At 46.0% G+C, this 26,877-nt stretch carries 27 protein-coding genes; 11 read left to right on the top strand and 16 right to left on the bottom strand.

The features are described 5' to 3' along the window. The 6 genes from mraY to mraZ all read right to left on the bottom strand — a co-directional run bounded on the left by mraY (window position 1) and on the right by mraZ (window position 6,862). The gene (mraY, locus tag ACU37H_RS15030) at window positions 1–1,272 is read right to left on the bottom strand and encodes a phospho-N-acetylmuramoyl-pentapeptide-transferase (RefSeq protein ID WP_472706228.1); all 1,272 of its coding nucleotides are present in this window, start codon (window positions 1,270–1,272) and stop codon (window positions 1–3) included. A gap of 90 nt (window positions 1,273–1,362) precedes the next feature. Next, a complete protein-coding gene (locus ACU37H_RS15025) occupies window positions 1,363–2,826 on the bottom strand; it encodes a UDP-N-acetylmuramoyl-L-alanyl-D-glutamate--2,6-diaminopimelate ligase (protein ID WP_472706230.1) in 1,464 nt (487 codons plus the stop codon). 15 nt (window positions 2,827–2,841) lie between these two features. Beyond that, window positions 2,842–4,974, bottom strand: coding sequence for a penicillin-binding protein (locus ACU37H_RS15020; RefSeq protein WP_472706232.1), 2,133 nt, complete (start codon window positions 4,972–4,974; stop codon window positions 2,842–2,844). A gap of 66 nt (window positions 4,975–5,040) precedes the next feature. Beyond that, window positions 5,041–5,355, bottom strand: a complete 315-nt coding sequence (locus tag ACU37H_RS15015) for an FtsL-like putative cell division protein (RefSeq protein WP_494407559.1) — start codon at window positions 5,353–5,355, stop codon at window positions 5,041–5,043. 51 nt (window positions 5,356–5,406) lie between these two features. Next, a complete protein-coding gene (rsmH, locus tag ACU37H_RS15010) occupies window positions 5,407–6,381 on the bottom strand; it encodes a 16S rRNA (cytosine(1402)-N(4))-methyltransferase RsmH (RefSeq protein WP_472706236.1) in 975 nt (324 codons plus the stop codon). A 31-nt stretch (window positions 6,382–6,412) separates the two neighbouring features. Continuing rightward, on the bottom strand, window positions 6,413–6,862 hold the full coding sequence (mraZ, locus tag ACU37H_RS15005) for a division/cell wall cluster transcriptional repressor MraZ (RefSeq protein WP_472706238.1): 450 nt from the start codon (window positions 6,860–6,862) through the stop codon (window positions 6,413–6,415). Between the two features lie 326 nt (window positions 6,863–7,188). Between mraZ and ACU37H_RS15000 the strand changes: the two genes are divergently transcribed. Beyond that, on the top strand, window positions 7,189–8,409 hold the full coding sequence (locus ACU37H_RS15000; protein ID WP_472706240.1) for an S-adenosylmethionine:tRNA ribosyltransferase-isomerase: 1,221 nt from the start codon (window positions 7,189–7,191) through the stop codon (window positions 8,407–8,409). A gap of 86 nt (window positions 8,410–8,495) precedes the next feature. Here the strand turns inward: ACU37H_RS15000 and ACU37H_RS14995 are convergent, their stop codons facing one another. From ACU37H_RS14995 to ACU37H_RS14980, 4 genes are all read right to left on the bottom strand, one after another. Then, the gene (locus tag ACU37H_RS14995; protein ID WP_472706242.1) at window positions 8,496–8,840 is read right to left on the bottom strand and encodes a PIN domain-containing protein; all 345 of its coding nucleotides are present in this window, start codon (window positions 8,838–8,840) and stop codon (window positions 8,496–8,498) included. Beyond that, a complete protein-coding gene (locus tag ACU37H_RS14990) occupies window positions 8,837–9,082 on the bottom strand; it encodes a biotin/lipoyl attachment domain-containing protein (protein WP_472706243.1) in 246 nt (81 codons plus the stop codon). Before ACU37H_RS14990 ends, ACU37H_RS14995 begins: the two co-directional genes overlap by 4 nt. A 594-nt stretch (window positions 9,083–9,676) precedes the next feature. Then, window positions 9,677–9,997 (bottom strand): thioredoxin, encoded by a 321-nt coding sequence (gene trxA, locus ACU37H_RS14985; protein ID WP_472706245.1) that lies wholly within the window; start codon window positions 9,995–9,997, stop codon window positions 9,677–9,679. Between the two features lie 147 nt (window positions 9,998–10,144). After that, a complete protein-coding gene (locus ACU37H_RS14980; protein ID WP_472706246.1) occupies window positions 10,145–11,401 on the bottom strand; it encodes a nucleoside permease in 1,257 nt (418 codons plus the stop codon). A gap of 116 nt (window positions 11,402–11,517) precedes the next feature. Between ACU37H_RS14980 and ACU37H_RS14975 the strand changes: the two genes are divergently transcribed. Further along, complete coding sequence (locus ACU37H_RS14975; RefSeq protein ID WP_472706248.1) at window positions 11,518–11,856, top strand: avidin-fold protein; 339 nt, start codon at window positions 11,518–11,520, stop codon at window positions 11,854–11,856. Between the two features lie 20 nt (window positions 11,857–11,876). Here ACU37H_RS14975 and ACU37H_RS14970 read toward each other — a convergent pair whose 3' ends face one another. From ACU37H_RS14970 to ACU37H_RS14945, 6 genes are all read right to left on the bottom strand, one after another. After that, a complete protein-coding gene (locus tag ACU37H_RS14970) occupies window positions 11,877–12,956 on the bottom strand; it encodes a redoxin domain-containing protein (RefSeq protein ID WP_472706250.1) in 1,080 nt (359 codons plus the stop codon). Window positions 12,957–13,126: 170 nt separating this feature from the next. Continuing rightward, the gene (trpA, locus tag ACU37H_RS14965) at window positions 13,127–13,930 is read right to left on the bottom strand and encodes a tryptophan synthase subunit alpha (RefSeq protein ID WP_472706252.1); all 804 of its coding nucleotides are present in this window, start codon (window positions 13,928–13,930) and stop codon (window positions 13,127–13,129) included. A 2-nt stretch (window positions 13,931–13,932) separates the two neighbouring features. Next, the gene (gene trpB / locus ACU37H_RS14960) at window positions 13,933–15,126 is read right to left on the bottom strand and encodes a tryptophan synthase subunit beta (protein ID WP_472706254.1); all 1,194 of its coding nucleotides are present in this window, start codon (window positions 15,124–15,126) and stop codon (window positions 13,933–13,935) included. 161 nt (window positions 15,127–15,287) lie between these two features. Next, window positions 15,288–15,623 carry a DUF5615 family PIN-like protein gene (locus ACU37H_RS14955; protein WP_472706256.1) on the bottom strand — a complete coding sequence of 112 codons (336 nt, stop codon included), beginning with the start codon at window positions 15,621–15,623 and terminating at the stop codon, window positions 15,288–15,290. Between the two features lie 2 nt (window positions 15,624–15,625). Beyond that, a complete protein-coding gene (locus tag ACU37H_RS14950; RefSeq protein WP_472706258.1) occupies window positions 15,626–15,853 on the bottom strand; it encodes a DUF433 domain-containing protein in 228 nt (75 codons plus the stop codon). Window positions 15,854–15,874: 21 nt separating this feature from the next. Beyond that, on the bottom strand, window positions 15,875–17,419 hold the full coding sequence (locus ACU37H_RS14945) for a hypothetical protein (RefSeq protein WP_472706260.1): 1,545 nt from the start codon (window positions 17,417–17,419) through the stop codon (window positions 15,875–15,877). A 165-nt stretch (window positions 17,420–17,584) separates the two neighbouring features. Between ACU37H_RS14945 and ACU37H_RS14940 the strand changes: the two genes are divergently transcribed. The 9 genes from ACU37H_RS14940 (at window position 17,585) to ilvC (ending at window position 26,778) form a co-directional block, all read left to right on the top strand. Continuing rightward, the gene (locus ACU37H_RS14940) at window positions 17,585–18,736 is read left to right on the top strand and encodes a 2-isopropylmalate synthase (protein ID WP_472706262.1); all 1,152 of its coding nucleotides are present in this window, start codon (window positions 17,585–17,587) and stop codon (window positions 18,734–18,736) included. Between the two features lie 354 nt (window positions 18,737–19,090). Continuing rightward, complete coding sequence (ilvD, locus tag ACU37H_RS14935) at window positions 19,091–20,770, top strand: dihydroxy-acid dehydratase (protein ID WP_472706264.1); 1,680 nt, start codon at window positions 19,091–19,093, stop codon at window positions 20,768–20,770. Between the two features lie 14 nt (window positions 20,771–20,784). Next, complete coding sequence (locus ACU37H_RS14930; protein ID WP_472706266.1) at window positions 20,785–21,360, top strand: ORF6N domain-containing protein; 576 nt, start codon at window positions 20,785–20,787, stop codon at window positions 21,358–21,360. A gap of 27 nt (window positions 21,361–21,387) precedes the next feature. Then, window positions 21,388–23,142: a biosynthetic-type acetolactate synthase large subunit gene (gene ilvB / locus ACU37H_RS14925; protein ID WP_472706268.1), complete on the top strand. Its 1,755-nt coding sequence runs from the start codon at window positions 21,388–21,390 to the stop codon at window positions 23,140–23,142. A 100-nt stretch (window positions 23,143–23,242) separates the two neighbouring features. Then, the gene (locus tag ACU37H_RS14920) at window positions 23,243–23,749 is read left to right on the top strand and encodes an O-methyltransferase (protein WP_472706269.1); all 507 of its coding nucleotides are present in this window, start codon (window positions 23,243–23,245) and stop codon (window positions 23,747–23,749) included. A gap of 100 nt (window positions 23,750–23,849) precedes the next feature. Continuing rightward, window positions 23,850–24,146 carry an antibiotic biosynthesis monooxygenase family protein gene (locus ACU37H_RS14915; protein WP_472706271.1) on the top strand — a complete coding sequence of 99 codons (297 nt, stop codon included), beginning with the start codon at window positions 23,850–23,852 and terminating at the stop codon, window positions 24,144–24,146. A gap of 25 nt (window positions 24,147–24,171) precedes the next feature. Beyond that, a complete protein-coding gene (gene ilvN / locus ACU37H_RS14910; protein WP_472706273.1) occupies window positions 24,172–24,759 on the top strand; it encodes an acetolactate synthase small subunit in 588 nt (195 codons plus the stop codon). 14 nt (window positions 24,760–24,773) lie between these two features. Next, entirely contained in the window at window positions 24,774–25,244 is a 471-nt protein-coding gene (locus tag ACU37H_RS14905; RefSeq protein ID WP_472706275.1) for a DinB family protein, read from the top strand. Window positions 25,245–25,296: 52 nt separating this feature from the next. Continuing rightward, window positions 25,297–26,778, top strand: a complete 1,482-nt coding sequence (gene ilvC / locus ACU37H_RS14900; protein WP_472706277.1) for a ketol-acid reductoisomerase — start codon at window positions 25,297–25,299, stop codon at window positions 26,776–26,778. The last annotated feature ends 99 nt before the right edge of the window (window positions 26,779–26,877 follow it).

The raw sequence follows: 26,877 nt of genomic DNA, 5'->3' as shown, positions 1-26,877 counted from the left end.
TTATCTCAGTTTCAATGTGACAATACATACCACTACCAGCAGCACCTGCACAATCCAGAACCGGGTTACAATTTTCGCCTCGTGATATCCTTTCTTCTGATAATGGTGGTGCAGTGGACTCATTAAAAAGATCCGCCGGCCTTCACCATACTTTCTTTTGGTATACTTGAAGTAGGCGACCTGCAGCATCACGCTGAGGTTTTCTACCAGAAATACGCCACAAAAGATCGGTATCAATAATTCCTTATGTACAATGATCGCAATAGCGGCTATAATTCCTCCTAATGTCAGGCTTCCCGTGTCCCCCATGAAAACCTGCGCCGGATAAGAGTTGTACCACATAAATCCTACACAAGCACCGATCATGGCAGCGAGGAATATGGACAGCTCACCAAGATTGGGGATATACATAATATTCAAATAGTCGGCGAACAGGAAGTTACCGCTGGCATAAGCGAAGATGCCGAGCAGCACACCAATCAGTGCCGATGTACCGGAAGCCAATCCGTCCAGGCCATCAGTGATATTGGAGCCGTTGGAGACTGCAATGATGATGAACGTAACGATCAGTATATACAGCACCCAGGTGTAATCTTTCAGTGCCGCGGGTAACAAGGCGGAATAGTTGAACTCATGGCTTTTGATAAAAGGAATCGTAGTGATCGGCTCCTTCGATTCTACAAAATATTTCTCCTGCCCGTTGACCATTTTAGTGATCACACCCGGTTTTGACGGATTGCCGGTATACTCTCTCCAGATCTTTACATTGCTGTTGAAATACAACACTGAACCCACCAGTATCCCGATACCTACCTGACCCAGGATCTTGAACCATCCGGCCAGGCCGTCCTTATCTCCCTTCTTGTAAGCCACGCCTTGCAGCTGCGCCAGTCGTTTCGCGCGAAGCTTTAGGTAATCATCTATAAAACCGATCGTCCCCAGCCAAACGGTAGCTACCAGCATCAGTATTACATATACCGTATTCAGGCGTGCAAATAAAAGTGTAGGAATGATGATGCCGAGAATAATGATGATACCACCCATGGTCGGCGTCCCCTTCTTAGCCTGCTCTCCTGCCAGACCCAGATCCCGAACCGTCTCGCCTACCAATCGCGCGCGCAGCATGTTGATCAGCTTTTTGCCGTAGATAAGCGTGATGGTTAAAGCGAGCAGCACAGCCATCATGATCCGGAAGGTCTGAAACTCCATCAACTGCCTTCCAGGGAAATTGATGCCCTGCAGCTTAAACCATTCAAATAGATGATATAACATTTTTTTAGTTTAGTTGAAAAGTTGAAAAGTTTATATGTTGACAAGGTCGTTCGACTCCTTATTAACTTGTCACCTTTTCAACCTGTTAACTTATTTACTCAACAATTCAAATACTTCTCTTACTACCTCTTTATCATCAAAATGATGCTTTACACCATTTATTTCCTGATATTTTTCGTGACCCTTGCCCGCTACCAGCACGATGCCTTCTTTATTGGCCAGGCTGATAGCGGTCTTGATGGCCTCTTTGCGGTCTGCTATAGAAATGCACTTTCTTTTAGCAGCGGCCGGCACACCGGCCTCCATGTCTTTGATAATTTCGGCTGCATCTTCAAACCGCGGATTATCGCTGGTGAAAATCACTTTATCACTATGCTCGCAAGCCACTTCAGCCATTACAGGTCGCTTGGACTTATCGCGATTGCCTCCGCATCCCGCGACTGTGATCACCTGCTCAAAACCCTTCTTCAACTTTTTGATGGTTGCTAACACATTCAATAAAGCATCAGGTGTATGCGCGTAGTCTACGATCGCGATGATCTTTTCTACCGGAGAGATAATATATTCAAACCTGCCCTCGGCGCCGCTCAATACACTTAAAGTCTGCAACACTTCCTGCTTGTCGCTTCCGAGGCAAACCGCTGTGGCATACACGGCCAACAGGTTGTGGGCATTGAATTCACCGATCAACCGGAAATGCACTTCCTGCTCGTCGATGATCATATGCAATCCGGTCATTCCGTTGTCGAGTATCTTGCCTTTGAAATCACTGACCGTTTTTAAAGAGTAGGTCTTGACCGTGGCGCCGGTATTCTGCACCATTACCATACCCCTCCTGTCGTCAACGTTGGTGATCGCGTAGGCTTTCTTAGGCAACTGATCGAAGAAGGCTTTTTTCACCCGGATATACTCTTCAAAAGTTTTATGATAGTCCAGATGATCGTGAGAGATATTGGTAAAGATCCCTGCTTCAAACTCAAGCCCGGCGATACGTTGCTGGTCTATGGCGTGAGAACTCACTTCCATAAAGACATGCGAGCAACCCGCATTGGCCATGTCATTCAACAACTCGTTGAGGCGCACCGCATCCGGCGTAGTGTGTGTAGATGGCATCACCTTATCGCCGATATGATTTTGCACCGTGCTGATGAGGCCACACTTATAACCCAGCCCGGTATACAACTGGTATAGCAAAGTAGCTACGGTAGTTTTACCATTGGTACCTGTAACGCCAACCAGCTTTAGCCTGCGGGATGGAGCGCCATAAAAATTATGAGCGATGATACCGGCTGCGGTGGCGCTATTGTCTACGGTGATGTATACGGCATCGGTGGATGTCGCCTCTGGCAACACTTCGCAGACGATGGCGGCAGCGCCGTCTGTTATAGCTTTTTCAATGAACTGGTGGCCGTCTGTGGCTGTTCCTCTCACTGCAATGAATACATTACCGGGTCGCACTTTGCGGGAATCTATACATACGCCTGTCACGTCCCTATCCGTACTTCCGGATACCGACAATAAACTGACCTTGTATAAAACTTCCTGCAGTAACACGTTCTGATTCTTGTTTTATGTGAGATTTAATAATATCGCCTGCCCTTTTCTAAACGGCGCCCCTGGCTGGATAGATTGCACGGCCACTTTTCCGCTTCCTTTCGCTCTGACCCGCAAGCCCATATCTTCTAACAACCGGATTGCATCTCTCAAGCCCATGCCTTTTACATTGGGCATCAGGTTGTCCCTGACGATATTGGTCTTTAAAATTCTTTTGTAATTGGTAGCGTACATGGATGCCCAATTGTTTTGCTGGATAGAATCCACATATGGCATGTCTAAAAATCCGAGGATATTCTTTATCCGGTTAGATCTGCCCGCATAGAAATAGCTGGTGCTGTCTACCGCTCCTTCATATTCCTTCGGTGTTTTGCGGTCAACATACATGGAGTACACTTTAGTGGCAATCTCCCGGAATACAGGAGCTGCCAGCTGACCGCCGTAGTACAAGCCCGCGCCCGCTTTGGTCCTGATCACTACGATGCAGGAATACTGCGGATTTTTTGCGGGAAAGTATCCGGCAAAAGACGCCTGGTAAATCCTGTTGGCATACCCGATGCCGCGGTCTGCAACCTGCGCAGTACCTGTTTTACCGGCTACTAAAAAGGGCATGTCCTTAAATATATTTTTACCGGAACCTTCAGTAACTACTAATTCCAATGCCTTCTGCGCGGCTGTGATCGTCGTGGGTTTAGCGATTTGTTGCTCTAACACCACCGGCGCCATTTCTTTTACTAACACGCCGTTGCTGCGAATGCTGTTCACCAGGTAAGGGCTCACCATTTTACCGTCGTTGGCGATTGCATTGTACAAGGTCAGCAGCTGCATGGGGCTTACCTGGATGGCATATCCGAATGCCATTGTCACCAGGTTCATCTGGCCGCCATGGCTTGGCTCCAACGGTGCTACACGTGGTCTGGGCACCGCGGAAAGATCGATCGGAGATCTTTTGGTAAGATGATATTTTTCGAGGTATTCTGTAAATTCGGTAGGCTTCTGACCAAAAGCTTTGAGCGCTACCCTACCCATACCCACATTGGAGCTATGCGCTATACACTCTTCGACCGTCAAAACACTTTTAGGCATCCGGTGTGCATCGGTGATAGGACGCGGCCCCACCTGCATGCGGCCTGTACTACCCACTTCAAACAGATCACCGGGCTTTACGGCGCCCTTATCTATCGAAGCCAGGTAACTCACGATCTTGATCGTTGAGCCCGGTTCGGTAACGCGTAATGCGTAGTTATCATTTTCCCAGTAAGTGGTATCATCAGGATTACGTCCCAGGTTAGCGATCGCTTTGATCTTCCCTGTTTTCGTTTCCATCAGGATGGCGGTTCCATATTCAGCATGTATGGATTGTAACATGCGCAGTAAAGCCGTTTCAGCAATATCCTGCATGTTCACATCGAGTGTGGTGTAAATGTCTCTGCCATCTTCCGGCTCCACCTGGAAACCCTGCACGGGTACGGCGCCTCCTGAGATGTATCGTACCAGGCGCTGACCATTCTGGCCTTCGAGCAAACTATCATAGCTCATCTCGAGGCCTACGTTCATCTTTTTCACCTTGCCATCACTGTTGATGTACTCGCGGCTCAGCCCGATCGTTCTGTTGGCCAGCAAACCGAAAGGAGCGATCCGCTTGCTGCTTTGTTCTACAATGATGCCGCTCTTATTCTTTCCCAGCTTGATCAAAGGAAAATCACGCAGCGCCTTATAATCTTCAAAAGACAATTTCTTTTTCAGCGAGTAATACCGGTTGCCTTTTTTGAATGCTTTATCAAACTCTGCCTTGTATTCTTTTGCTGTCTTATCTCCAAAGTATTCGGCCATTCTGTGAGCAAATGAATCTATATAACTGTGGTATACCTTTCCGTTTTTGTCGATCAGCCCATCCGCTTTGAAGTCCATATAAATATCAAATTGAGGCAGCGACGTGCTGAGCATCTGACCATCTTCGCTGAAGATCGTTCCGCGATCTGCGTTGATCTCCACGATCTTCTGGTGCATACTATCGCCCATACTCCGCCAATGCTCACCCTGGAACTTCTGGATGACGATGGCTTTGCCAAGGATCATCACAGAGAGCACCACTATGCCGATAAAGCATAGATACACCCGCCATAATATGTCTTTCTTAATTTCCATTATACACGCCACCCACTCATCTGATGAGGGGAAGGTTATTTAAAAATTTCAATTAACTAATCGTATTTACTGCACGTTTGCTATGTAATCCTCGAGCGAATCCTTCAGTACATAAGGTGTTTCATTCAGTTCGCTCAGACCCAGCGGTTGTAACGCTCTGGACAATTCGCTCGGTTTACTGCGAAACATGACTTCGCTTTTGAGGCTTTTGTATTCCCACTGCAATTCTTTCACTTCTTTTGCCATCGCGTTGATTTTCCTGACGGTCTTGTCAGCGGTGTGACCATTGTAGATGTATATCACAGCAAGAAAAGCCAGGAAGAACAGGAATGGCACCTGTCTTACAATGGACTGGTAGTTCAGCCATTTTTTCCAATTCACTTTTACTTGTTTTTCCTGCGTCATTGCGGATATATGGTTTATTATTGCTTGTTATATCTTTTCTGCTACTCTCAGCTTGGCGCTTCGCGATCTTGTGTTCTTTTTTAACTCTTCAGCGCCCGCTACTATTGGCTTTTTGGTGATCACCCTGAACACCGCTTCTCTTTTATCAGTGGTAAAGGGATTATCAACCTGCTCTTCAAAAGTGCCTTCTTTAAGAAAATGCTTTACCAGCCGGTCTTCTATAGAATGAAACGTAATGACCGCTAATCTTCCGCCGGGCTGAAGCAAATTCACTGACTGCTCTAACATTTCTTTCAGCACCGTCATCTCTTCATTCACCTCCATTCTTAAGGCCTGGAAAACCTGGGCGAAATACTTATTGGGGTTGCCCTTTACTACGTCCCGCAGACCATTTTTAAATCCGTCGATCGTTTTGAGCGATACGGAATTCCGGATCGAAACAATCGTCTTAGCGAGCGTTTTTGAATTGGTCACTTCTCCATACTGTTCAAATAACTTGTGTAACTGAGCTTCTGAATATTGCCGCACGACATCGAACGCGGTTACCGGCTGTCGCTGATCCATCCGCATGTCCATATCGGCGTTGAACCGGGTACTGAAACCGCGGTCGGCTTCGTCGAACTGGTGACTGCTCACCCCCAGATCGGCCAGAATACCATCTACTTTTGCCACCTGCTCCAGCCGCAGAAAGCGCTGTAGATGCCGGAAGTTTTGCTGGATAAAGACCACCCGAGCATCATCCGGTACATTATTCCTGGCGTCACCGTCCTGATCAAATGCATATAAGCGACCTTTTTCATTCAACCGGCTTAAAATAGCTGCTGAATGGCCTCCCCCTCCGAATGTGCAATCGACATATATACCATCGGGTTTGATGTGTAGCGCCTCGATGGTCTCGTTGAGCAGCACAGGGACATGATACCCGGTTTCGGTGGATAAATGATCCTGCTGATGAGTGGACAAGGAATCGTGATGTTGTATTTCCTTCTTTTTCTTGGCCATACCCTTTCAACTTTTACATTTAAACTTTCAACTAACCGGCGCCCATCACCAGGCTGGCGAGGTCGCTAAACGATTCGGGGGAGAATGCTTCAAAGAACTCTTTGTATTTACCGCTATCCCAGATCTCCATCTTATTGCCTGCCGGCACCAACACGATGTCTTTTTGAAGCGAAGCATATTCTTTCAGTGTTGGGGGCAGCAAGAGACGGCCTGCACTATCCGGCTCCACCAGCGTGGCGCCATTTAAAAAGTAGCGCTTAAACTGCCGTACCTTTGGATCAAAATCATTTAATGCATTTATTTTCTCGGCGATGGGCTCCCAGGAGCTCAACGGGTACAAACTCAAACACTTTTCAAAACCGCGATTTATGACAAACTTTTCCCCATCTCCCTCTGCCAGCTGCTTTTTAAAACCAGCCGGTAAAAGAAAGCGGCCTTTGGCGTCAACCGTGGCCTCAAACTCTCCGAGGAAACCTGTCATAATCCGTAAAATATTATTTAATGCACTAAACTAACACAAAGTAACACTTTTTCCCACTTTAATACCAAATTTTGCTGTTTTTGATTTATCCACAAATTAAAAACCGCTGAAACCCTTTACCACATTGGATTCTGTCGATTTTTCATGGTCTAACCCCAAGTATTAATGTGGATTTAATGTGAATTACTGTGCGTAAAACGTGAATATTCCTTAAAAAGCGTGAATTTGCAAGCGAATGCTTGTATAAGCTGTTAAAAATGCTGAATTTTGCTGCCTTTGTAAATCTCCTGGCCTTTCGGGCCCGAGTCGTTATTTAATCAGTTTAAATGCACCCCAGGGAACTCTCAATAAAACATTTCACTTATGACCTGCCTGAATCGAGGATCGCTTTCAGGCCGCTGGATCACCGCGACGATGCCAGGCTATTGGTTTTTAAGGAAAGGCTAATACAGACAGATATTTACCGGAATATTACGGATCATATTCCTGCCGACGCGCTGATGATTTTCAATAACACCAAAGTGGTGGAAGCCCGGCTCTTGTTTAAAAAAGAAACAGGCGGTGTCATCGAGATCTTTTGTCTCCAGCCTCATGAGCGTTATGCTGACATCACGGCTGCAATGCACTCGACCGGTTCGGTGGAGTGGTTGTGCCTCATAGGTGGTGCGTCGAAATGGAAGGACGGCCTGGTGCTCAGCCTGCCGTTTCAAATGAACGAAACTTCCTGCACACTCCGGGCGCGACTGATTGAAAAAAGAGCAGACGCCTTCGTAGTGGAGTTTACCTGGGATGGCGGCGGCAGCTTTGCTGAAGTGTTGCACAGCGCCGGGCATGTACCGTTGCCGCCTTATATCAAACGCGCGGATGACGCTGCAGACAAAGACCGCTACCAGACGGTGTTTGCAGCATTCGATGGCTCAGTGGCTGCGCCGACTGCGGGCCTTCATTTTACTAAAGAAGTCTTGTCATCGCTTGATAAAAAGGGCGTGAATACAGGTTTTGTGACCTTGCATGTCGGAGCTGGGACGTTTAAGCCGGTTAAGGCGGAAACGATGCAGGATCATGAAATGCATTCGGAATTTATTGAGGTGGACAGCGCGCTGATCGATCAGCTGATGCAGCATGAAGGCCCCTTGGTGGCGGTCGGCACGACTTCGCTGCGTACGCTGGAGAGCCTTTACTGGCTGGGCGTAAAGCTGGTAGACAACCCTGCTGTTTTCGAAGGCCGGCTACCCGTGTTGGACCAGTGGGAGATCTACGAACAGACATCGCTTCCTTCGAAACAACAAGCATTACAAGCGGTTCTCGACTTTCTTGCGCACCAGCAGGTTCACAGACTCGTTGCTAAAACACAAATCATTATCGCGCCGGGCTATGAGTTTCAGATGATCGATGGACTGGTGACGAATTTTCATCAACCCTCCTCTACCCTGTTGTTGTTAGTGGCGGCCCTGGTGGGCGAAGACTGGCGGACCATCTATGGCTATGCGCTGGAAAATGATTTTCGCTTTTTGAGCTACGGCGATGGCAGTTTGTTGTGGAGATGAGGTTAATTATTTTTATTGTCAAGCTTTGTTAAGATACTGTCCAATCTTCCGGTTGAAGTCCCTCGATACGTCGAAAATGACTGACATTATTGGTAACCATTGTCAATCCATGCGTTATAGCGGTCACGCCGATTAATAGATTGAAAATCATCAATGGGCGTACCTGCCTTTTGTAACCTGGCCTTTTCCTTTGCGTATAGGTCTAATGCATGAAAAACAGGTAGTATTTGAACACCGGATAAAAAGTTATCGAGCACTGTTTTGTTTTTTTCCGACTTCTCACTTTTTGCCACTCCCAGTTTTAGCTCGTCTAAAGTTATCTCAGATATAAAACAACTGGCAGACGTGACCCGGGCAAACTTTTCTTTCAGATTGAATTTGCCTTTCATATAATAAATGGCAATATTGGTATCGATCAAGTAGCTGCTCAAAACGCCTCAGTTTCTCGGTTGGATACTCTGCTATTGCGGATTTCACCGCTAATTTCTTCCGCCGTTTTTCCTGATTCAAAAGCTCCAAAAGATTTTTTGAAGGACGACCCTTTGCTCGTTAGATCAGCCTTTACCAAATCGGTCAACCTTGCAATCAAATTGAGCTTGTTATCTGTGCTGAGATGATCTAATAGTTCAACATACCCATCGATAATACTCGTAGTAGTTTCATCTGTCCTCATCGTGATACTTTTTTAAAGTTGATGCGTCTTTCCACTTTGATCTTACAACTTCGCTTCTCACACTTACATGAAATTTAGTCAAAAATTACATCTGACTATATGGAGGGTGCATAACATTTTTATCCTGGGCGTTGTTTCAACTTTTTTCATGATGGGAAAGGGATGGAGCCGGATCATGTGTGACAATAAGAGCGATATTTCATGGCGGTCTTTATGGCTTCAGCAGTCCCGCACTAATTCCTGGCGCTGGTAGCGCTTTCTGATCCGATGATTGGATTGGTGCTTGCGTACAGAAACGGTCAGACGGAGACCGTCAGACCGGGTTAGGTTGGATTTCTTCCCGTCCGTCCCGGCACGGGCGGGCGCTTCGGTTCGCTTTCAATGAGGATATTATTTTGAAATGTTCTGCTGAATAATATTCAAAAGGTTCAACAACTTCTCACTCTGCGGTAAAAAATCACATAAAAATAAAAAATGTTATGCACCCTATATGGAAAAGCAGGATCGAAACCCATAAGAATCTGCAAGAAAACAAGTCAATTAAAAACCCCGCACAAGCGGGGTTCCTAAAAACAATAAAACAAAACCAAAAACTTAGTTCAGGTGTGATTCGATCTTTTTCACAAAATTGCCTTTAGGCTGCGCACCCACTAATTTATCAACTACCTGACCACCTTTGATGAATAAAATCGCAGGGATAGAAGTAATACCGTAGTCCATAGACACCTGGGGATTTACATCTACATTCACTTTTCCGATATTCACCTTTCCTTCGTATTCTTTGGAAAGCTCTTCGATTACCGGACCTATAGCACGGCAAGGACCACACCACTCCGCCCAGAAGTCTACTACAGTTAATTTGTCGGAATCCAAAACTTCGGCCTGGAAGTTCGCGTCGTTAAATTCTTTTGCCATTATTAGATAGTTTAAAAAGTTTATAATTATTTGCTAAGTGAACAACAAATTTAGGTCCTAGAACTAAATAACAGCAATTGTGACATTTTGTTGTGAAGAAAATGTCAATACAACGTGGCTCCTGCCAAAACAGCTATATGAAATGGCTTAATGCGCGATAGACCTGAGACGCTCCGGCTGATGCTTATGCCTGAAAAACAAAGCGAAAGCAATAGCTACGACCAAAGCGTATCCTGCAAAGGCCAGCCAGATGCCTTCCCAGTTCTTGGCACCGCCCTCTCCTGTAAAAAATTGATCGATCACAACTCCGCTGATCATGCTGCCCAATACGGCACCAATGCCGTTTGTCATCATCATAAAAATTCCCTGGGCGCTCGCGCGGATAGACTCGCTGCTTTCCGTCTCGACAAACAGCGAACCTGAAATATTGAAAAAGTCGAAGGCCATCCCGTAAATAATACAGGACAGGATGATCATCCAAAGACCGTCGGCAGGATTACCGTAAGCGAAAAGGCCAAAGCGCAACACCCAGGCGATCATGCTGAACAGCATAACTTTCTTAATGCCAAAACGGCGCAACATAAAAGGAATGGCCAATATAAAAAGCGTCTCTGAAATCTGGGAAATGGACATGATGATGGCCGGATACTTAACGGCAATGGTGTCTTTATAGGCGGGTATTTTGGCAAAATCGTGGAGAAAGGTATCGCCGTAGGCATTCGTCAATTGCAGGGCAGCGCCCAATAACATGGAAAAAACGAAGAATAAAGCCATCTTGCGGTTCCGGAACAGGGAAAAAGCAGCACTACCCATACGCAGACCGGCTTCTTTATTACCGGCGCCTTTCAGTGGCGGCGTGCACCTGGGCAGTGTGAAAGCATAAAGGCCTAATACCAACGATGCCACTGCCGCAACATAGAACTGCCCGGCTGATTTTTCTAATTGCAGGAGACTGACCGTCCACATTGCTGCGATAAATCCAATAGTGCCCCATACCCTGATCGGGGGGAAATCTTTGATCACGTCGCGGCCTGAGCCTTTGAGAGCCGAGTAGGACACCGTGTTGGCCAGTGAAATACTGGGCATATAAAAGATCATGTTGATGAACATGACCACGAACATAGTGCCGGGGCTATTGACGGCCGGTATTAAGAATAACACTAAAGCACCCATTAAATGACAAAACCCTAACAGCCGCTCTGCATTGACGAACCGGTCTGCGATCAGTCCCATGACCGTCGGCATAAAAATGGCGGAAAAGCCCATGGTGGAAAAAATGGCACCAAACTCGGTACCGCTCCACTGTCGCGTTTGGAACCAGTAAGCACCGATAGTGATGAGCCACGAACCCCAGATAAAAAACTGAAAAAAGCTTAAAAGGGTAAGCCTGAGTTTTATTGACATAGTTATTGCCTCGCAGGATAAATTAATAGCCGGTCTTAAACCGATGTTCCCGATCAGTATTCACGAATCTAAATAAATTTCATGAACCTGAGGCATATCGGTGCTAAATTTGGATCATGATCAACTACAACGGTAAAACATTCAGGCCGGTAAGCAATACAGAAAACGGCGAAATCTCCGCGGATACGGTGTTTGAATACCAGCAAACGGGGAACATTCTGACCTCTACTTATAGCGGCGGAGCAATACAATCAGGACACCTTATCGGGTTGGTGGACGAAAAAGGCGTGATTGATATGCGCTATCACCAGGTAAATACCAAAGGGGTTTTGATGACCGGCATCTGTCAATCCATCCCCGAATTATTGCCCAACGGGAAGATCCGCCTGCACGAAACCTGGGAATGGACGTCTGGCGACCGGTCAAAAGGCGCTTCTATTATCGAAGAAGTCTAAGCTGATAAAAACTGAAGTAATTACTTGGCACCGAGCAGTTCGGCGAGCTTGTTGTCCAGGTCATCACCGCGGAGATCCTTTGCGATAATGGTTCCGTCGGGACCGATTAAAAGATTGCGGGGAATAGAAGTGATCTTGTATTTCATGGCCACTTCGTTTTCCCATCCTTTCAAGTCGCTAACCTGCGTCCATGTCAATTCATCTTTGGCAATGGCCCGCAACCAATCTTCTTTGTCTTCATCCAGGGAAACGCCGAGAACGGTGAAGTTCTGGTCTTTATATTTATTGTAGGTCTTTACTAAAAAGTGGTTCTCTTTGCGGCAGGGTCCGCACCAGCTGGCCCAAAAATCAACCAGCACATATTTTCCGCGAAACTGCGTAAGCGACACTTGCTTACCTGAGGTATCCGCCTGAGAAAAATCGAGCGCCACACTTCCGACCGAATTAAATTTCGCATTGACGATCGCCTGTTTTAATTGCCCGCCAAACACATTGCTCAACGCAGCAGGCTTCAGACTATTGGCTCTTTTCTCCAACACATCAACATCTTCTGTGAGACTGATAGTGGAGAGAACCGCTAAAGTGCTGACCGGCGAAGCAGGGTTTGCAGCAATAAAATCATCTACAGATTGCTGGATATCGGCGACCTTTTCGTTTAGCTTATTTCTTAGCTCCTCGCTACCGTTACCCGCTTGTAACTGTTGTACCAATTGGTTCAACTGCGCAAACTTGGGCACAAAAGTGTTTTGAAACGTAGTGAAATGATCCTGTATCGCCGACCCCGTATATTTCCAGTCATCAGCTTTTTGATCGATCGCACCTTTTACAGATACTGTTTCGTTGCCCAAAAAAACCGCCGTTTTGATACTGTCACCCACGCCCAAACCCAGCAATGACGCCGCCTCCAGTTGTGTAGACAATTTAAAATTACCAGAACTGGACTTTGCGGAAGCTAAAGGAGCACCCGGATTTTCGAGATCGGTAAGAACGACATCAGTACCGTCGGGCAACCCTGTTATACTCCCCGTAAGTGTTAACTTTTGAGCTGCGGCGGATAAAGAAAGCAGCAATACGGCTGCTGAAAAAATAATACGATTCATTAAGGATATTTACGAATTAAAAACAGACGCTCCTTGTATTGCCGTACAGGAGCCACCCCAACAATCCTGAAAAGCCACTTTACAAAGGCAGATTGATTCGGGTGGGCCACTAAGACGAAGTCCGCAGCCGGCCGGTTGCAAAAATAAACGCCGGCGCAGGCAGTGATTTGTTAATTAAGAATATTTTGTATAAAACTTTTGGTAATCACCTCGGGTGATTGCGCATGCTGGATAATCTTGATGTAGGCCGATCCGATAATAGCGCCATCGGCATACTTACACGCATCGTTGAACGTTTTTTTATCTTTAATGCCAAAACCGACCAATACGGGATTTTTGAGTTGATACCCCTGCAATCGCTGAAGATACCGCTCCACCGCGTCAAAATCTTTCTCACCACCGGTTGTGGAAGAAGAAGAAACCGCGTAGAGAAAACCACTGCTTAATTCATCCAGCTTCCTGATCCGCTCTTCCGAAGTTTCAGGGGTTACCAGGAAGATAAAGTCCAGCTGGTATTTTTCTAATACCGATCGATACTTTTGCTCAAATTCATGCTGCGGAAGGTCGGGAAGTATTAAACCATCGATACCCACACTGGCGGCATCTTCACAAAATTTTTCAAAACCATATTGAAGCACCGGGTTCATATAGCCCATCAACACAACAGGAATCGCCTCCCCCACCCCTCCGAGGGAAGGGCTTTTGCGCATGTCTTTCAATTGCTCAAAAAGCACGTGCATATTCATGCCGTTCTCCAGCGCGATGGAGCTGCTTTTCTGGATCGTTTCGCCATCGGCCAAAGGATCGCTGTAAGGCATCCCGAGCTCGATGATATCCGCACCGCTTTCCTCAAGGGCTTTCATGACAGGCAATGTGCTGTCTAGCTTTGGATAACCCGCCGTACAATAAATGTTAAGTATTTTTTTTCCGGATCCGGTAGCTGCCGGACTAAAAATATCGCTTAGTCTGCTCATCCTTATTTTTTATTCAATTCTTTCATATACGTTTCCATGTCTTTATCACCGCGGCCGCTCAGGCAGATCACAACGTTATCCTCTTTCGCAAACTTCATCTGCTTCAGGGCGGCCAATGCATGCGCACTTTCTAATGCCGGGATAATGCCTTCCAGCTTGGCCAGCTCGAACGAAGCTTCTAAGGCTTCCTTGTCGGTCGCGCTTAAAAAAGTACCGCGGCCGGTGGCAAACAGGTTCGCATGAATCGGTCCGATGCCCGGGTAATCCAACCCGGCTGAAATGCTGTGTGGCTCTACAACCTGGCCGTCTGCAGTCTGCATCACATAGCTCTTGCTACCATGCAGAATACCCGGTTTACCTAGTTGTGTAGTAGCAGCACTCATGCCCGATGAGACACCACATCCCGCTGCTTCAACAGCAATGATATCTACAGATGGCTCGTCGAGAAAATGATAAAATGTTCCGGCAGCATTACTGCCACCACCCACGCAGGCAATCACGGCTTTCGGCAGCTCCGACCCGGTTTTTTCTTTTAATTGCGAGCGGATCTCTTTGCTGATGACGCTCTGAAAACGGGTAACCATATCCGGGTAAGGATGCGGCCCCACCACACTTCCTATAATGTAGAAGGTATTCTCCGGATGGTTGATCCAATCGCGGATAGCCTCATTGGTAGCGTCTTTCAGCGTTTTGCTGCCGCTTGTTGCCGGCACCACCGTTGCGCCCAGCATTTTCATCCTGGCCACGTTGGGTGCCTGTCGCTCAATATCTTTTTCACCCATGTACACAATACATTGCAGTCCTTTCAAAGCACACACGGTAGCGGTAGCTACCCCATGCTGGCCAGCGCCAGTTTCGGCAATGATGCGCTTTTTGCCCAACCGCTCTGCAACCAGTATCTGCCCGATCGTGTTGTTCACTTTATGAGCTCCGGTATGACAAAGATCTTCCCGCTTCAGGTAAATATTGGTCTGGTATTTATCGGATAAGCGTGCTGCGTAATAGAGCGGTGTTTCGCGCCCTGCGTAATCTTTCAGCAGAAACCGGTACTCTTTCTGAAATGATTCGCTGTTGATGATATCCAGGTAGCTGGAGCGCAACTCTTCGACATTGCGGTATAACATTTCCGGGATGTATGCGCCACCAAATTCACCATAGTAACCCAACTCATCGGGCTCTTTATAAGTCGCCTGCATTGTATTCAATAAATTTTAGGGGTGTAAAGATAAGAAAACGGAACGCCATGAACATGGCAAAGAATTAGCCGCGCCAACGCCAGCTCAGAACAGATATATTTGAAATAGCAAATTTCATGTTAGGTTACAAAGATAGGATTTACAGTTTGATTTAGCCGACTTTAAAACAGCTCAAGTATGCCATATTCATTTGAACCCAGTAATGCCAAAATATCGCCTTTATGAGCAATTAATATACTTTCTAAGTAAGAGGTGGATTGGTTCCCTGTTCTCAAAAGCACAACCTTAGGTGGGAAACCTTTTACATTGGAAAGATTTAAAAAGTCTTCATCGTTCGTTACAATGATGTAATTCTGCTGCAATGCATACTCCCAGATATCTTTGTCTTTTGCCGGTTTAGGCAACGCAACATCCCTCACATGTCTACAGTCCGGAAAATCGTTTTTAAGTCTATCACATAATCTCCATGAAACATTTTCATCAAAAAGTAGAGTCATAATTATGCTGCTACCATTTTAGTAATGGACTCTCTACGAGCTGCAAACGCTAATGCAGCTCGGATTTGCATTTCATCAAGCACCGGAAAATCCTCGATAATTTGGTTGATCGTCATTCCATCAGCCAGCCATTGTAAAATGTCTGAAACAGTAATTCTTGTGCCGGTGATACAAGGTTTACCGAAACGAATTTCCGGATCAATTGAAATATATTTTTGTAAGTTTTCCATAAAATAAAGTTACATTAATTATCATTTTCCCCTTTTTTCCCTCAAATATTTCTGCCTGATCACATCCTGCACGTTGATTCCGCTGATCTTGCTTTCCAGCCAGCTGATCACATCAAGATAGGCAAAGGCCCTGGCCTCGAAGCGATTGTCCTGGTATTTTTTCAGCTTATGAAGGAGCTTTTCAAATTCCGGTTTGATGGTTTTTTCATTGAACTTGAAAGCGCGCCGTAAAAACTGGAACATCGCTTCTTCCACCTTGCTCAGGTTGTCCATTTTCGCCATGTATCGATACACGGATTTGATCAGGTATTCCAGGAGGTTATAATTGCCAAGCTCATAATGAGCGATCAGGTGCAGCAGCCGGGAATAGCATTGCAGGTCCGTACGCAGGTCGTCTTTCTGATGAATGATCCGGTTGAGGTAGTCAATGGCCCGGTCATTATCTCCACTTCCGAAATACAGGCAGGCTATTTTGTAATAGAACACCATCACCCGGTGCCGGTCCAGGTACTTACCGTATTTCACCAGCATTTCCTCGAGGTAGGGCACCATCTTCAGGCCTTTATGAAAAGTACCTTCCAGGAAGTGAAGATTGATCACTGCGGTATACAGGTAAACATAGGTTACAATACGATTATTGTCTGTACCCTGCACCAGATCCGATTGCGCGAAGTGCTTGAACTTCTTGATACTCTGCGCCAGTTTATCGTGGTTCAGCAGATTAAAATGAGCGCTCATCAAATTGTGCATTCCTTTGACGTACATAGCGGTCTCTGTCTCGATCATCTTTGGGTGTTGCTCGAAAATATCGACCCATTTCTGGCAATACCGGTAGTACATCAGGAAATCCAGCTTGATATAGGCATGCCAAACGTTACACTGGTACAGGTACACTTTTTCATAAAAGCTATCACCGATACTTTTGGGCAGATGCTGATCTAAAAACACCTGAACAGTCTTCACGTCATTTTGATTGCGCGCATGCCCGTTCTGAATGTACCAGCCGTACAGTAACAAGTTGAGATTGGAGAGTTCGTTGATATTGTTGATGCTATTATTTACCTCCCGTGCCTCCGCTGCCAGCTCCACTGCGCGGGTCTGCAAGCTCCGGGTTATATACAGCGCTTCGATCTTTTTTTCAAAGAAGAGCGCCTGCTGCAAATAGGTGAGCTGGTGGTGCGTCCGAGCATATTCCTTGATCCGTTCCAGGATCTTCAGGGTTTGATGATAAAGGCCTTTGTTGTAGAGTATACGGGCATTATCCAGCATCTCATGTAAATGCAGATCTGTGTTCTTTTCATCCTTCAACACACGCAGGCTGCTGAGTATTTGCCGGTACAATAGAGCCTTGGTGTTGGACAGTTGTTGTTTACTGACACTCGGCACTTTTTTCAGCAAAACCACTTCATCGTACTCGTTCATTTTGTCCAAAGCATCAAACAACTTGAGGCTTTTGAGACTTTCGGACCCCGAATTACGGTTCACAAACAGCTTCAGATTTCTCTTCTCCGACTTCTCGAGCGATTTGATCAATTGAAAAAGCGCATCTGTACTTCTACTGGGCATTGTAATTTAAGTATATACTATATATTGATTTTCAATATTATGTAAAGTGATTTCAAAATTTATATGCTGTAAAACGGCTTGCAATATAGTTTCGTACACAAGATAGTAATGTTTATTTTTATTAACGGATTTTACTGATTATTTTTCAATACAACGATTCATATTATGGCACAAGACAAAGTTTTCATTTTTGACACTACTCTGAGAGACGGAGAGCAGGTACCCGGTTGTAAACTCAATACCGAAGAAAAAATAAAACTCGCTCTTGAGCTGGAGGCTTTGGGCGTAGATATTATCGAGGCGGGCTTCCCTGTTTCGAGTCCCGGCGACTTCGCGTCTGTTAATGAAATTTCCAAAGTAATTAAAAATGCCACTGTTACCGGATTGACCCGGGCGGTACAGAAAGATATCGAGGTGGCGGCCGAAGCGCTTAAACCAGCAGTTAAACCGCGGATCCATACAGGTATCGGCTCTTCCGACAATCACATCAAGTATAAGTTCAACACCACAAGAGAGAATATTATAGAGCGGGCCGTGGCAGCAGTGAAGCTGGCGCGCAACCTGGTTCCGGACGTGGAGTTCTATGCCGAAGATGCCGGGCGTGCGGATCTGCAATTCCTGGCACAGCTTACGGAAGCGGTGATCAATGCGGGCGCTACCGTAGTAAACGTTCCGGACACTACCGGCTTCTGCCTGCCTCATCAATACCAGGAGAAGATGCAATACCTGATCAACAATGTTCCCAACATAGACAAGGCGATTCTATCTTGCCATTGCCATAACGACTTAGGTCTTGCCACTGCTAATTCTATTGCAGGCGCGATGGGTGGTGCCAGACAAATTGAGTGCACCATCAATGGTATTGGCGAGCGCGCAGGAAATACTTCTCTGGAAGAAGTAGCGATGATCATTAAAAAGCATCCGGAGCTCAATCTGTTTACTAATATCGACACGAGTAAATTATTGCCCATCAGTCGACTGGTCTCAGATACGATGCGCATGGTGGTGCAGCCGAACAAGGCCGTCGTCGGTGACAATGCGTTTTCTCATTCTTCGGGAATCCACCAGGACGGCTTTTTGAAAGAGGCCACCACCTACGAAATCATTGCCCCTGAAGAAGTAGGCGCCGACACTTCCCGGATCGTACTTACCGCGCGCAGTGGCCGCAGCGCATTGGCTTACCGTTTTAAAAACCTGGGTTATGAGTTTGACCGCAATCAGGTGGATGTATTATACCAGCAGTTCCTGAATGTAGCAGATGCAAAGAAAGAGGTGCAGGACAGCGATCTGAAGGAGATGGCGGAAAAAGTTCATTAAGCTCAACAATAATTCCAGAGATCAACGCATTGAGTTTTCATCAGGGACTAAAGATGTTGTTGATGCTTCTCAAGGAAATTACATGCGAAATGATTAACTCGTTGCGGCTGAGTCCCCTGCACTACCTGATGCAGGAGTGCCGACTGCAGCATCTGGAAACGACTTCGTCACAAATGAGGATCCGTCGAACGATACACAGTATGCTTGAAATAGATGAGAGGGTAAGAGGCGAATAATGAAGATTTTTTACAATTATTTTTTAAAGCCCGCCTGTTACTAATGAAAATAATAAAATAATATTTGCTACGCTCGAATAATTGAATGTAAATAACCACTCGAATAACTATATTTTTTATGACCGAATTAAACAAATACTCGAAGACTTTAACTCAGGATCCAACACAGCCCGCTGCCCAGGCACAATTGTATGCATTGGGGCTGACAGAGGCCGACCTTGATAAAGCCCAGGTCGGCATCGCCAGCATGGGTTACGATGGAAATCCGTGCAATATGCACCTGAATGGATTGGCAGCACATGTAAAAAGTTCGGTATGGGAAAATGATCTGGTCGGTTTTATATTCAATACCATCGGGGTTAGCGACGGGATGAGCAACGGTACCGACGGTATGCGTTATTCACTGGTAAGCCGCGACGTGATCGCTGATTCTATCGAAACCGTTTGCGGTGCACAATACTACGATGCACTGATCACTGTTCCCGGTTGTGATAAAAATATGCCCGGGTCCATTATGGCTATGGCTCGTTTGAACCGCCCTTCCATCATGGTATACGGCGGCACCATTGCCCCCGGCCACTACAAAGGTGAAGATCTCAATATCGTTTCAGCATTTGAAGCATTAGGAAAAAAAATAGCAGGTCAGTTAGACGAGGCTGATTTTAAAGGCGTAGTAAAAAACAGTTGTCCCGGAGCAGGTGCGTGCGGGGGTATGTACACGGCCAATACCATGGCCGCAGCTATCGAAGCTATGGGCATGAGCCTCCCCTATTCAAGCAGTAATCCGGCGCTCAGTGAAGAAAAAATAAACGAATGTAAAGCCGCAGGCCAGGCGATTCGCCTGCTGATGGAAAAAGATATTAAGCCCAGCGATATCATGACGCGCCAGGCTTTTGAAAATGCTATTACAGTTATTATGGTGTTGGGGGGTAGCACCAATGCGGTACTGCACCTGCTTGCAATGGCTCGTACAGCGGGCATTCCGCTAACCCAGGATGATTTTCAGACGATCAGTAATAAAGTACCGGTATTAGCGGATTTTAAACCAAGCGGTAAATACCTGATGGAAGATCTGCATAAGAAGGGCGGCGTCCCTGCGGTGATGAAATACCTGCTGAAGAATGGCCTGATCGACGGCAGTTGCCTGACGGTAACGGGTAAGACCATCGCGGAAAACCTGGAAGCAGTGCCTGATCTGGATTTCGAAACGCAGGACATTGTATATCCATTGGAACAGCCTATTAAGAAGACCGGTCACCTGCAAATCTTATACGGGAACCTGGCCGAGAAAGGCAGCGTGGCAAAGATTAGTGGAAAGGAAGGGGAACGTTTTGAAGGCACTGCCCGCGTATTTGACGGAGAGAAAAAATTGATTGCCGGTCTGGCCGAGGGCAAGGTAAAAGCCGGAGATGTCGTAGTCATTAAAAACGAAGGGCCCAAAGGGGCGCCCGGTATGCCCGAAATGCTGAAACCTACCGGCGCCATTATCGGTGCGGGTTTAGGTAAAAGTGTAGCCCTGATCACCGACGGAAGATTCAGCGGAGGGACGCACGGTTTCGTAGTGGGACACATTACACCCGAAGCGTATGAAGGCGGGCTGATCGGCTTTGTTCAGGATGATGATATCATCGAAATTGACGCGGTAAACAATACATTGACACTCAAAGTATCGGACGAAGAGATCGCTAAACGCCGCGCCGGCTGGGCACAGCCTGAGCTGAAAGTAAAAAACGGGGTGTTGTATAAATACGCCAAGCTGGTTAAAGACGCTTCCGAAGGTTGTGTGACAGATCAATAACAGACCTACTTCAAATGCAAGTAATTCAATCCATACAAAATCGTATTTACGAATTCAGAGGAGAACGCGTGATATTGGACTTTGATCTGGCCGCCTTGTACGAAGTCGAAACACGGGTTTTTAATCAGGCTGTAAAAAGAAACATTAAACGTTTTCCTAAAGACTTTATGTTTCGGCTTACCCGCCAGGAATGGGCCGATTTGAGGTCACAATCTGTGACGACATACATAGAAGACACTGAAAATCAATCAAATACAGGCATGTCATCACAAATGGTGACGACATCCAAAAGGCCTTTAACCGCCATCCCTTACGCATTTACTGAACAGGGTGTAGCCATGCTAAGTGGCGTGCTCAACAGTGACAGGGCCATTCAAATGAATATCGCTATCATGCGCGCTTTTGTTGAAACCCGAAGGATCCTGATACAACAAACCGACCTGAAAGAGCAGTTGAAAGAATTGAAAGAACGAGTCAGTGGGCATGATGTACAACTCAATCAGATTTATGACGCGCTGGAAAATTTGTTAGACGAAAAAGCCGCAGCGCGAAAATGGGAAGAAAGAGAAAGAATCGGTTTCAAAAAATAATACACGGACAAACTAAAAATACGAGTTATGAACACTCTTGAAATACAAAAAGAAGCAGAAAAAGAGACAACACCCCCTCCGATAACAAAGGCTACAACTATTTCGGGCAGCCAGGCAGTGATCGAATGCCTGCTTGCTGAAAACACAGAAGTGATTTTCGGTTACCCCGGCGGCGCGATCATGCCCATTTATGATGCCTTATACGATTATAAAGACAAAGTAGAACATATTTTAGTTCGTCACGAACAAGGCGGTATCCACGCCGGACAAGGGTATGCGCGCACCAGCGGTAAAACCGGTGTGGTATTCGCTACCAGCGGTCCTGGCGCCACCAACCTCGTAACGGGCCTGGCAGATGCCCAGATAGACTCCACACCCCTGGTGTGTATAACCGGACAAGTGTTTGCGCATCTCCTGGGAACTGACGCTTTCCAGGAAACAGACGTGATCAACATCACAACGCCGGTTACTAAATGGAACTACCAGATTACGGATGCCAATGAAATACCCAGCGTATTGGCTAAGGCGTTTTATATCGCCGGCAGCGGCCGTCCCGGTCCGGTGTTGATCGACATCACCAAGAACGCGCAACTGCAGCAATTTGAATTTCCCGGATATGAAAAATGTACGCATGTGCGCAGCTACCGGCCAAAGCCTATCGTGCGCCAGGAATACATCGATCAGGCAGCAGAACTGATCAATAAAGCTGAAAAACCTTTTGTTGTTTTTGGGCAGGGCGTAATACTCGGCGGAGCAGAAAAAGAATTTGCGGCTTTCATTGAAAAAGGGAATCTCCCCGCGGCCTGGACCATCATGGGAGACAGCGCTATACCTTCCGATCATCCGCTGGGCGTAGGCATGTTGGGCATGCATGGAAACTATGGCCCCAACGTTCTGACCAATGAGTGCGACGTATTGATCGCCGTGGGCATGCGCTTCGACGACCGCGTAACGGGTCGTTTGGACAAATACGCTAAGCAGGCGCAGGTAATTCACCTGGATATTGACCCCGCAGAGATTGATAAAAACGTGAAAACAACGGTTGCCGTTTGGGGAGATTGTAAAGAAACCCTTCCTATGCTTACCGCATTGCTGGAAAAAAAGGACCATACTAAATGGCTCAATCAATTCAGACAATATACTGAAGAAGAGATCAAACAGTGCATTGAGCCAGAAATGAACCCCGAAGGCGACGTGATGAGCATGGCTGAAGTGATGAAGGCATTAAATGAATTAACAAATGGCGACGCTGTTATTGTAACAGATGTAGGACAACACCAGATGGTGGCCTGCCGTTATGCCAAATTCAACCAGACCCGTTCCAACATAACCTCCGGCGGGTTGGGCACCATGGGCTTTGGTCTACCCGCCGCTATCGGTGCGAAATACGGCGCACCCGACAGAACAGTGGTAGCCATTATCGGTGATGGCGGCTTCCAGATGACCTTGCAGGAGCTGGGGACCATCATGCAGTTTGGCGCAGCGGTAAAAATCCTGATTCTCAACAACGAGTTTTTAGGAATGGTACGTCAGTGGCAGCAACTGTTCCATGACCGTCGCTATTCTTTTGTAAATATTACCAGTCCAAACTACGTGATGCTGGCACAATCTTACGGCATTGCAGGCAATAAGATCGACAAAAGAGAAGATCTGAAATCAGCATTAAAAACCATGCTAGATCATGATGGCAGCTATTTGCTGGAGGTAATGGTAGGAAAAGAAAACAACGTATTTCCTATGGTACCGCAGGGTTGCAGCGTGAGCGAAATCAGGTTAAAATAATTTCCCACTTCTGAATCGCATTTTGCAAGACAATATATTTCATAAAATTCCAGGTCAGTACGACGCTATATTAGAGGCCACTAAAGCATTGGCCTTTGATATGGCTTCTGATTTGCAAACCGGAAGCTTACTAAGTACGCTTGCTGCGTCCAGACCAGGAGCAAAGATCCTTGAGCTCGGCACAGGCAGCGGCTTGTCCACCTCATGGATTTTGGCAGGAATGGACAACAGGTCTCGGTTAGTCACCATCGAGAACAACCAGCTACTGCTCAACATTGCCAAAAACAACCTGGTCGACGAGCGGGTGGCATTTGTTTTAGCAGATGGATATCAATGGTTGAAAGATTATTCCGGCGACTTGTTTGACCTGATATTTGCCGACGCCATGCCCGGTAAATATGACCTGTTCGAGGAAACTTTGGAATTGCTACGTCCGGGAGGCATCTATTTCATCGACGATATGTTGCCTCAGCCAAACTGGCCCGACGGTCACGCAGAGCGAGTCAGCGACTTTGTCAGTATGTTAGACAAAAGACCTGATATGACATTAACGAAAATGAACTGGTCAACAGGCATTATCATAGCAGTTAAAAAGGAAGTTCTTTAGGTTCAGGTAAAGCGCTCAACTTTGCAATGCACCCCGAACGTGTATTAAATTTTACAAAAATAATAGGTCGAAACATCGTTGATATAACGTTATAAGCACAGTGATAACAGAAATAGCCATATTAAATATTAAAAATAATCAGTCGGAAGCCTTTGAAAAATCTTTCGCAATTGCTGAAAGCATCATCCGTTCGATGAAAGGTTATATACAACATGAACTGTTGAAGTGCATGGAAGAAGTGAATAAATATATTTTATTGGTGCGCTGGGAATCACTGGAAGATCATACTATCGGTTTTAAGCAAAGTGAGCCATATCAGGAGTGGAAAAAATTATTGCACCACTTTTATGAGCCATTTCCAACTGTAGAACATTATCAAAACAAAATTCATCATTAAAAAATCCCCTTAGGGGTTAGGGCAAATGAAACAGCAATATACTATCACCGTTTACGCAGAAGACCATATCGGTCTGCTTTCCCGTATCTGCATCATTTTTTCAAGGAGAAAAATCAATATTGATTCCCTCAACACTTCCTCATCAGAAGTAGAAGGTATCCATCGTTTCAATATCCTGATCGACGAAACGGAAGAGGTGGTGAAGAAGCTTTGCAAACAAATCGAAAAACAAGTAGAAGTATTAAGAGCTTTCTACAACACCAACGAGGAAATTGTTTGGCAGGAACTTGCCCTATTTAAAGTACCTACAAAAGAAGTGGCGGAAAAAATGGTGGTAGAGCGCATACTCCGGAAGTACGGAGCCCGCGTGGTTTGTGTAAGACCTGATTTTACGGTTTTTGAATCGACCGGACATAAAGAAGATACCGACGAATTGATTAAGAAGTTAGGCGAATACGGCTTGGTAGAATTTGTTCGCGGTGGTCGCGTTGCGATCATGAAAGAAAGCGAGGGCTTCCACAAAAGACTGAAAGAGTTTGAGTATAAAGAACCGGGTGAAGAAGTGATAGAAAATGAATTTTTAGAAAAAGGTGAAAAAATATTCACCATGTAAGATGACAGATGAGCATGAAAAAATATTTTGACATAATACACATCACACGAAGCAATTTTATCGGGCTCGTAAATGGCTTAACCATTGAACAGCTGAATAAAATACCTGAAGGTTTCAATAATAATATTGCCTGGAACTTTGGACATATCATTGTGGCTACACAAGGGCTTTGTTATCGTTTGTCCGGCCTGGAACTGAATATCGATGCGCCCATTGTCGACCGGTATAAAAAAGGATCCAAGCCTGAAGCGTTCATCCCGCAATCTGAGATCGATTTCTTCAAGGAGATCGCTCAGCCCCATATCGATCAACTTGAGACCGATTTCAATAATGGCGTTTTTAGTAACGTCTCATTTACCAGCTACACCACCAGTTTCAATGTGACGCTGAATAATATTGAAGATGCTATCGCGTTGGTCCAGTCTCATGACGCCTTGCATTATGGCTACGCCATGGCGCAAAGAAGATTGGTCCAAACCACCTGATTTTTTAACCCCTTACATAACAACAAAACAATTTAAACAAGAATAAAAAACAATGGGAAATTATTTTAACACACTACCGTTGAGAGAAAAGCTGAATCAATTAGGCGTTTGTGAATTTATGAGTAACGATGAGTTCGCAGACGGAGTGGATGCTCTGAAAGGTAAAAAAATAGTAATCGTTGGTTGCGGCGCACAGGGCCTGAACCAGGGTTTAAATTTGAGAGACAGCGGCCTCGATATTTCTTATGCGTTGCGCAAGGAAGCCATCGAAGCCAAAAGAGATAGCTGGAAAAACGCTACAGATAACAACTTCACCGTTGGCACTTACGAAGAGTTGATCCCGACAGCAGACCTGGTGATCAACCTGACTCCTGATAAACAACATACCAGCGTAGTGAATGCTGTAATGCCACTGATGAAGCAAGGCTCTACCCTTTCCTACTCCCATGGGTTTAACATCGTTGAAGAGGGTATGCAGATCCGTAAAGATATTACCGTGATCATGGTGGCGCCCAAATGTCCGGGTAGCGAGGTGCGCGCCGAGTATGTTCGCGGCTTTGGCGTTCCTACACTGATCGCGGTGCACCCTGAGAATGATCCTGAAGGAAAAGGCTTCGATCAGGCAAAAGCTTATTGCGTAGGTACCGGTGGACACCGTGCAGGTGTTTTAAGGTCCTCGTTCGTAGCAGAAGTAAAGTCCGATCTGATGGGCGAACAAACCATTCTTTGTGGTCTGTTACAAACCGGTTCTATCCTGTCTTTTGACAAAATGATAGAGAAAGGAATCGATCCGGCCTATGCATCTAAACTTGTTCAATACGGCGTGGAAGTGATTACTGAAGCTTTAAAACATGGCGGCGTTACCGGTATGATGGATCGCTTAAGCAATCCCGCAAAAATCAAAGCGTTTAAAGTATCTGAAGAATTGAAAACCATCATGCGTCCGTTGTTCCAGAAACACCAGGATGATATTATGAGTGGTGAGTTCAGCCGCATCATGATGGAAGACTGGGCAAACGGAGACGCCAATCTGCTGAAATGGAGAGCTGAAACCGGAGAAACAGCATTTGAAAAAACACCTGCCGGCGATATGAAGATTAGCGAGCAGGAGTATTTTGACAATTACACATTGATGGTTGCTTTCGTGAAAGCGGGTGTGGAACTGGCTTTCGAAACAATGGTAGAAGCGGGTATCAAGCCTGAATCAGCCTACTACGAATCTTTACACGAAACGCCGTTGATCGCTAACACGATCGCTCGTAAAAAACTGTTTGAAATGAACCGTGTTATTTCTGACACAGCCGAATATGGTTGCTACCTGTTCGATCAGGCTTGTAAGCCATTGCTGGCCGATTTCATGAAAACAGTAGATACTGACCTGGTTGGAAAAAACTTCAACGAAGGAAAAGACAATGGAGTAGACAACCAGGAACTGGTAGAGGTGAATGAAGCGATCCGTTCGCACCAGGTTGAAAAAGTTGGCGCCGTTCTGAGAAAGGCGATGACTGCAATGAAAGCTATTAAAACAGCGTAATCTATTTAGTGTCCGGGCTGAGTAACAAATAGCATCAGTCTTGCGTCGCACTCGTCAAGTGATGAATATGATTCATCCTATATAAGCGAACCTTACATT

The sequence above is a fragment of the Niabella sp. ZPM-14 genome (assembly GCF_055693045.2).
The sequence above is the reverse complement of the archived record's forward strand: the minus strand, read 5'-3'. Positions and strand labels throughout refer to the sequence as shown.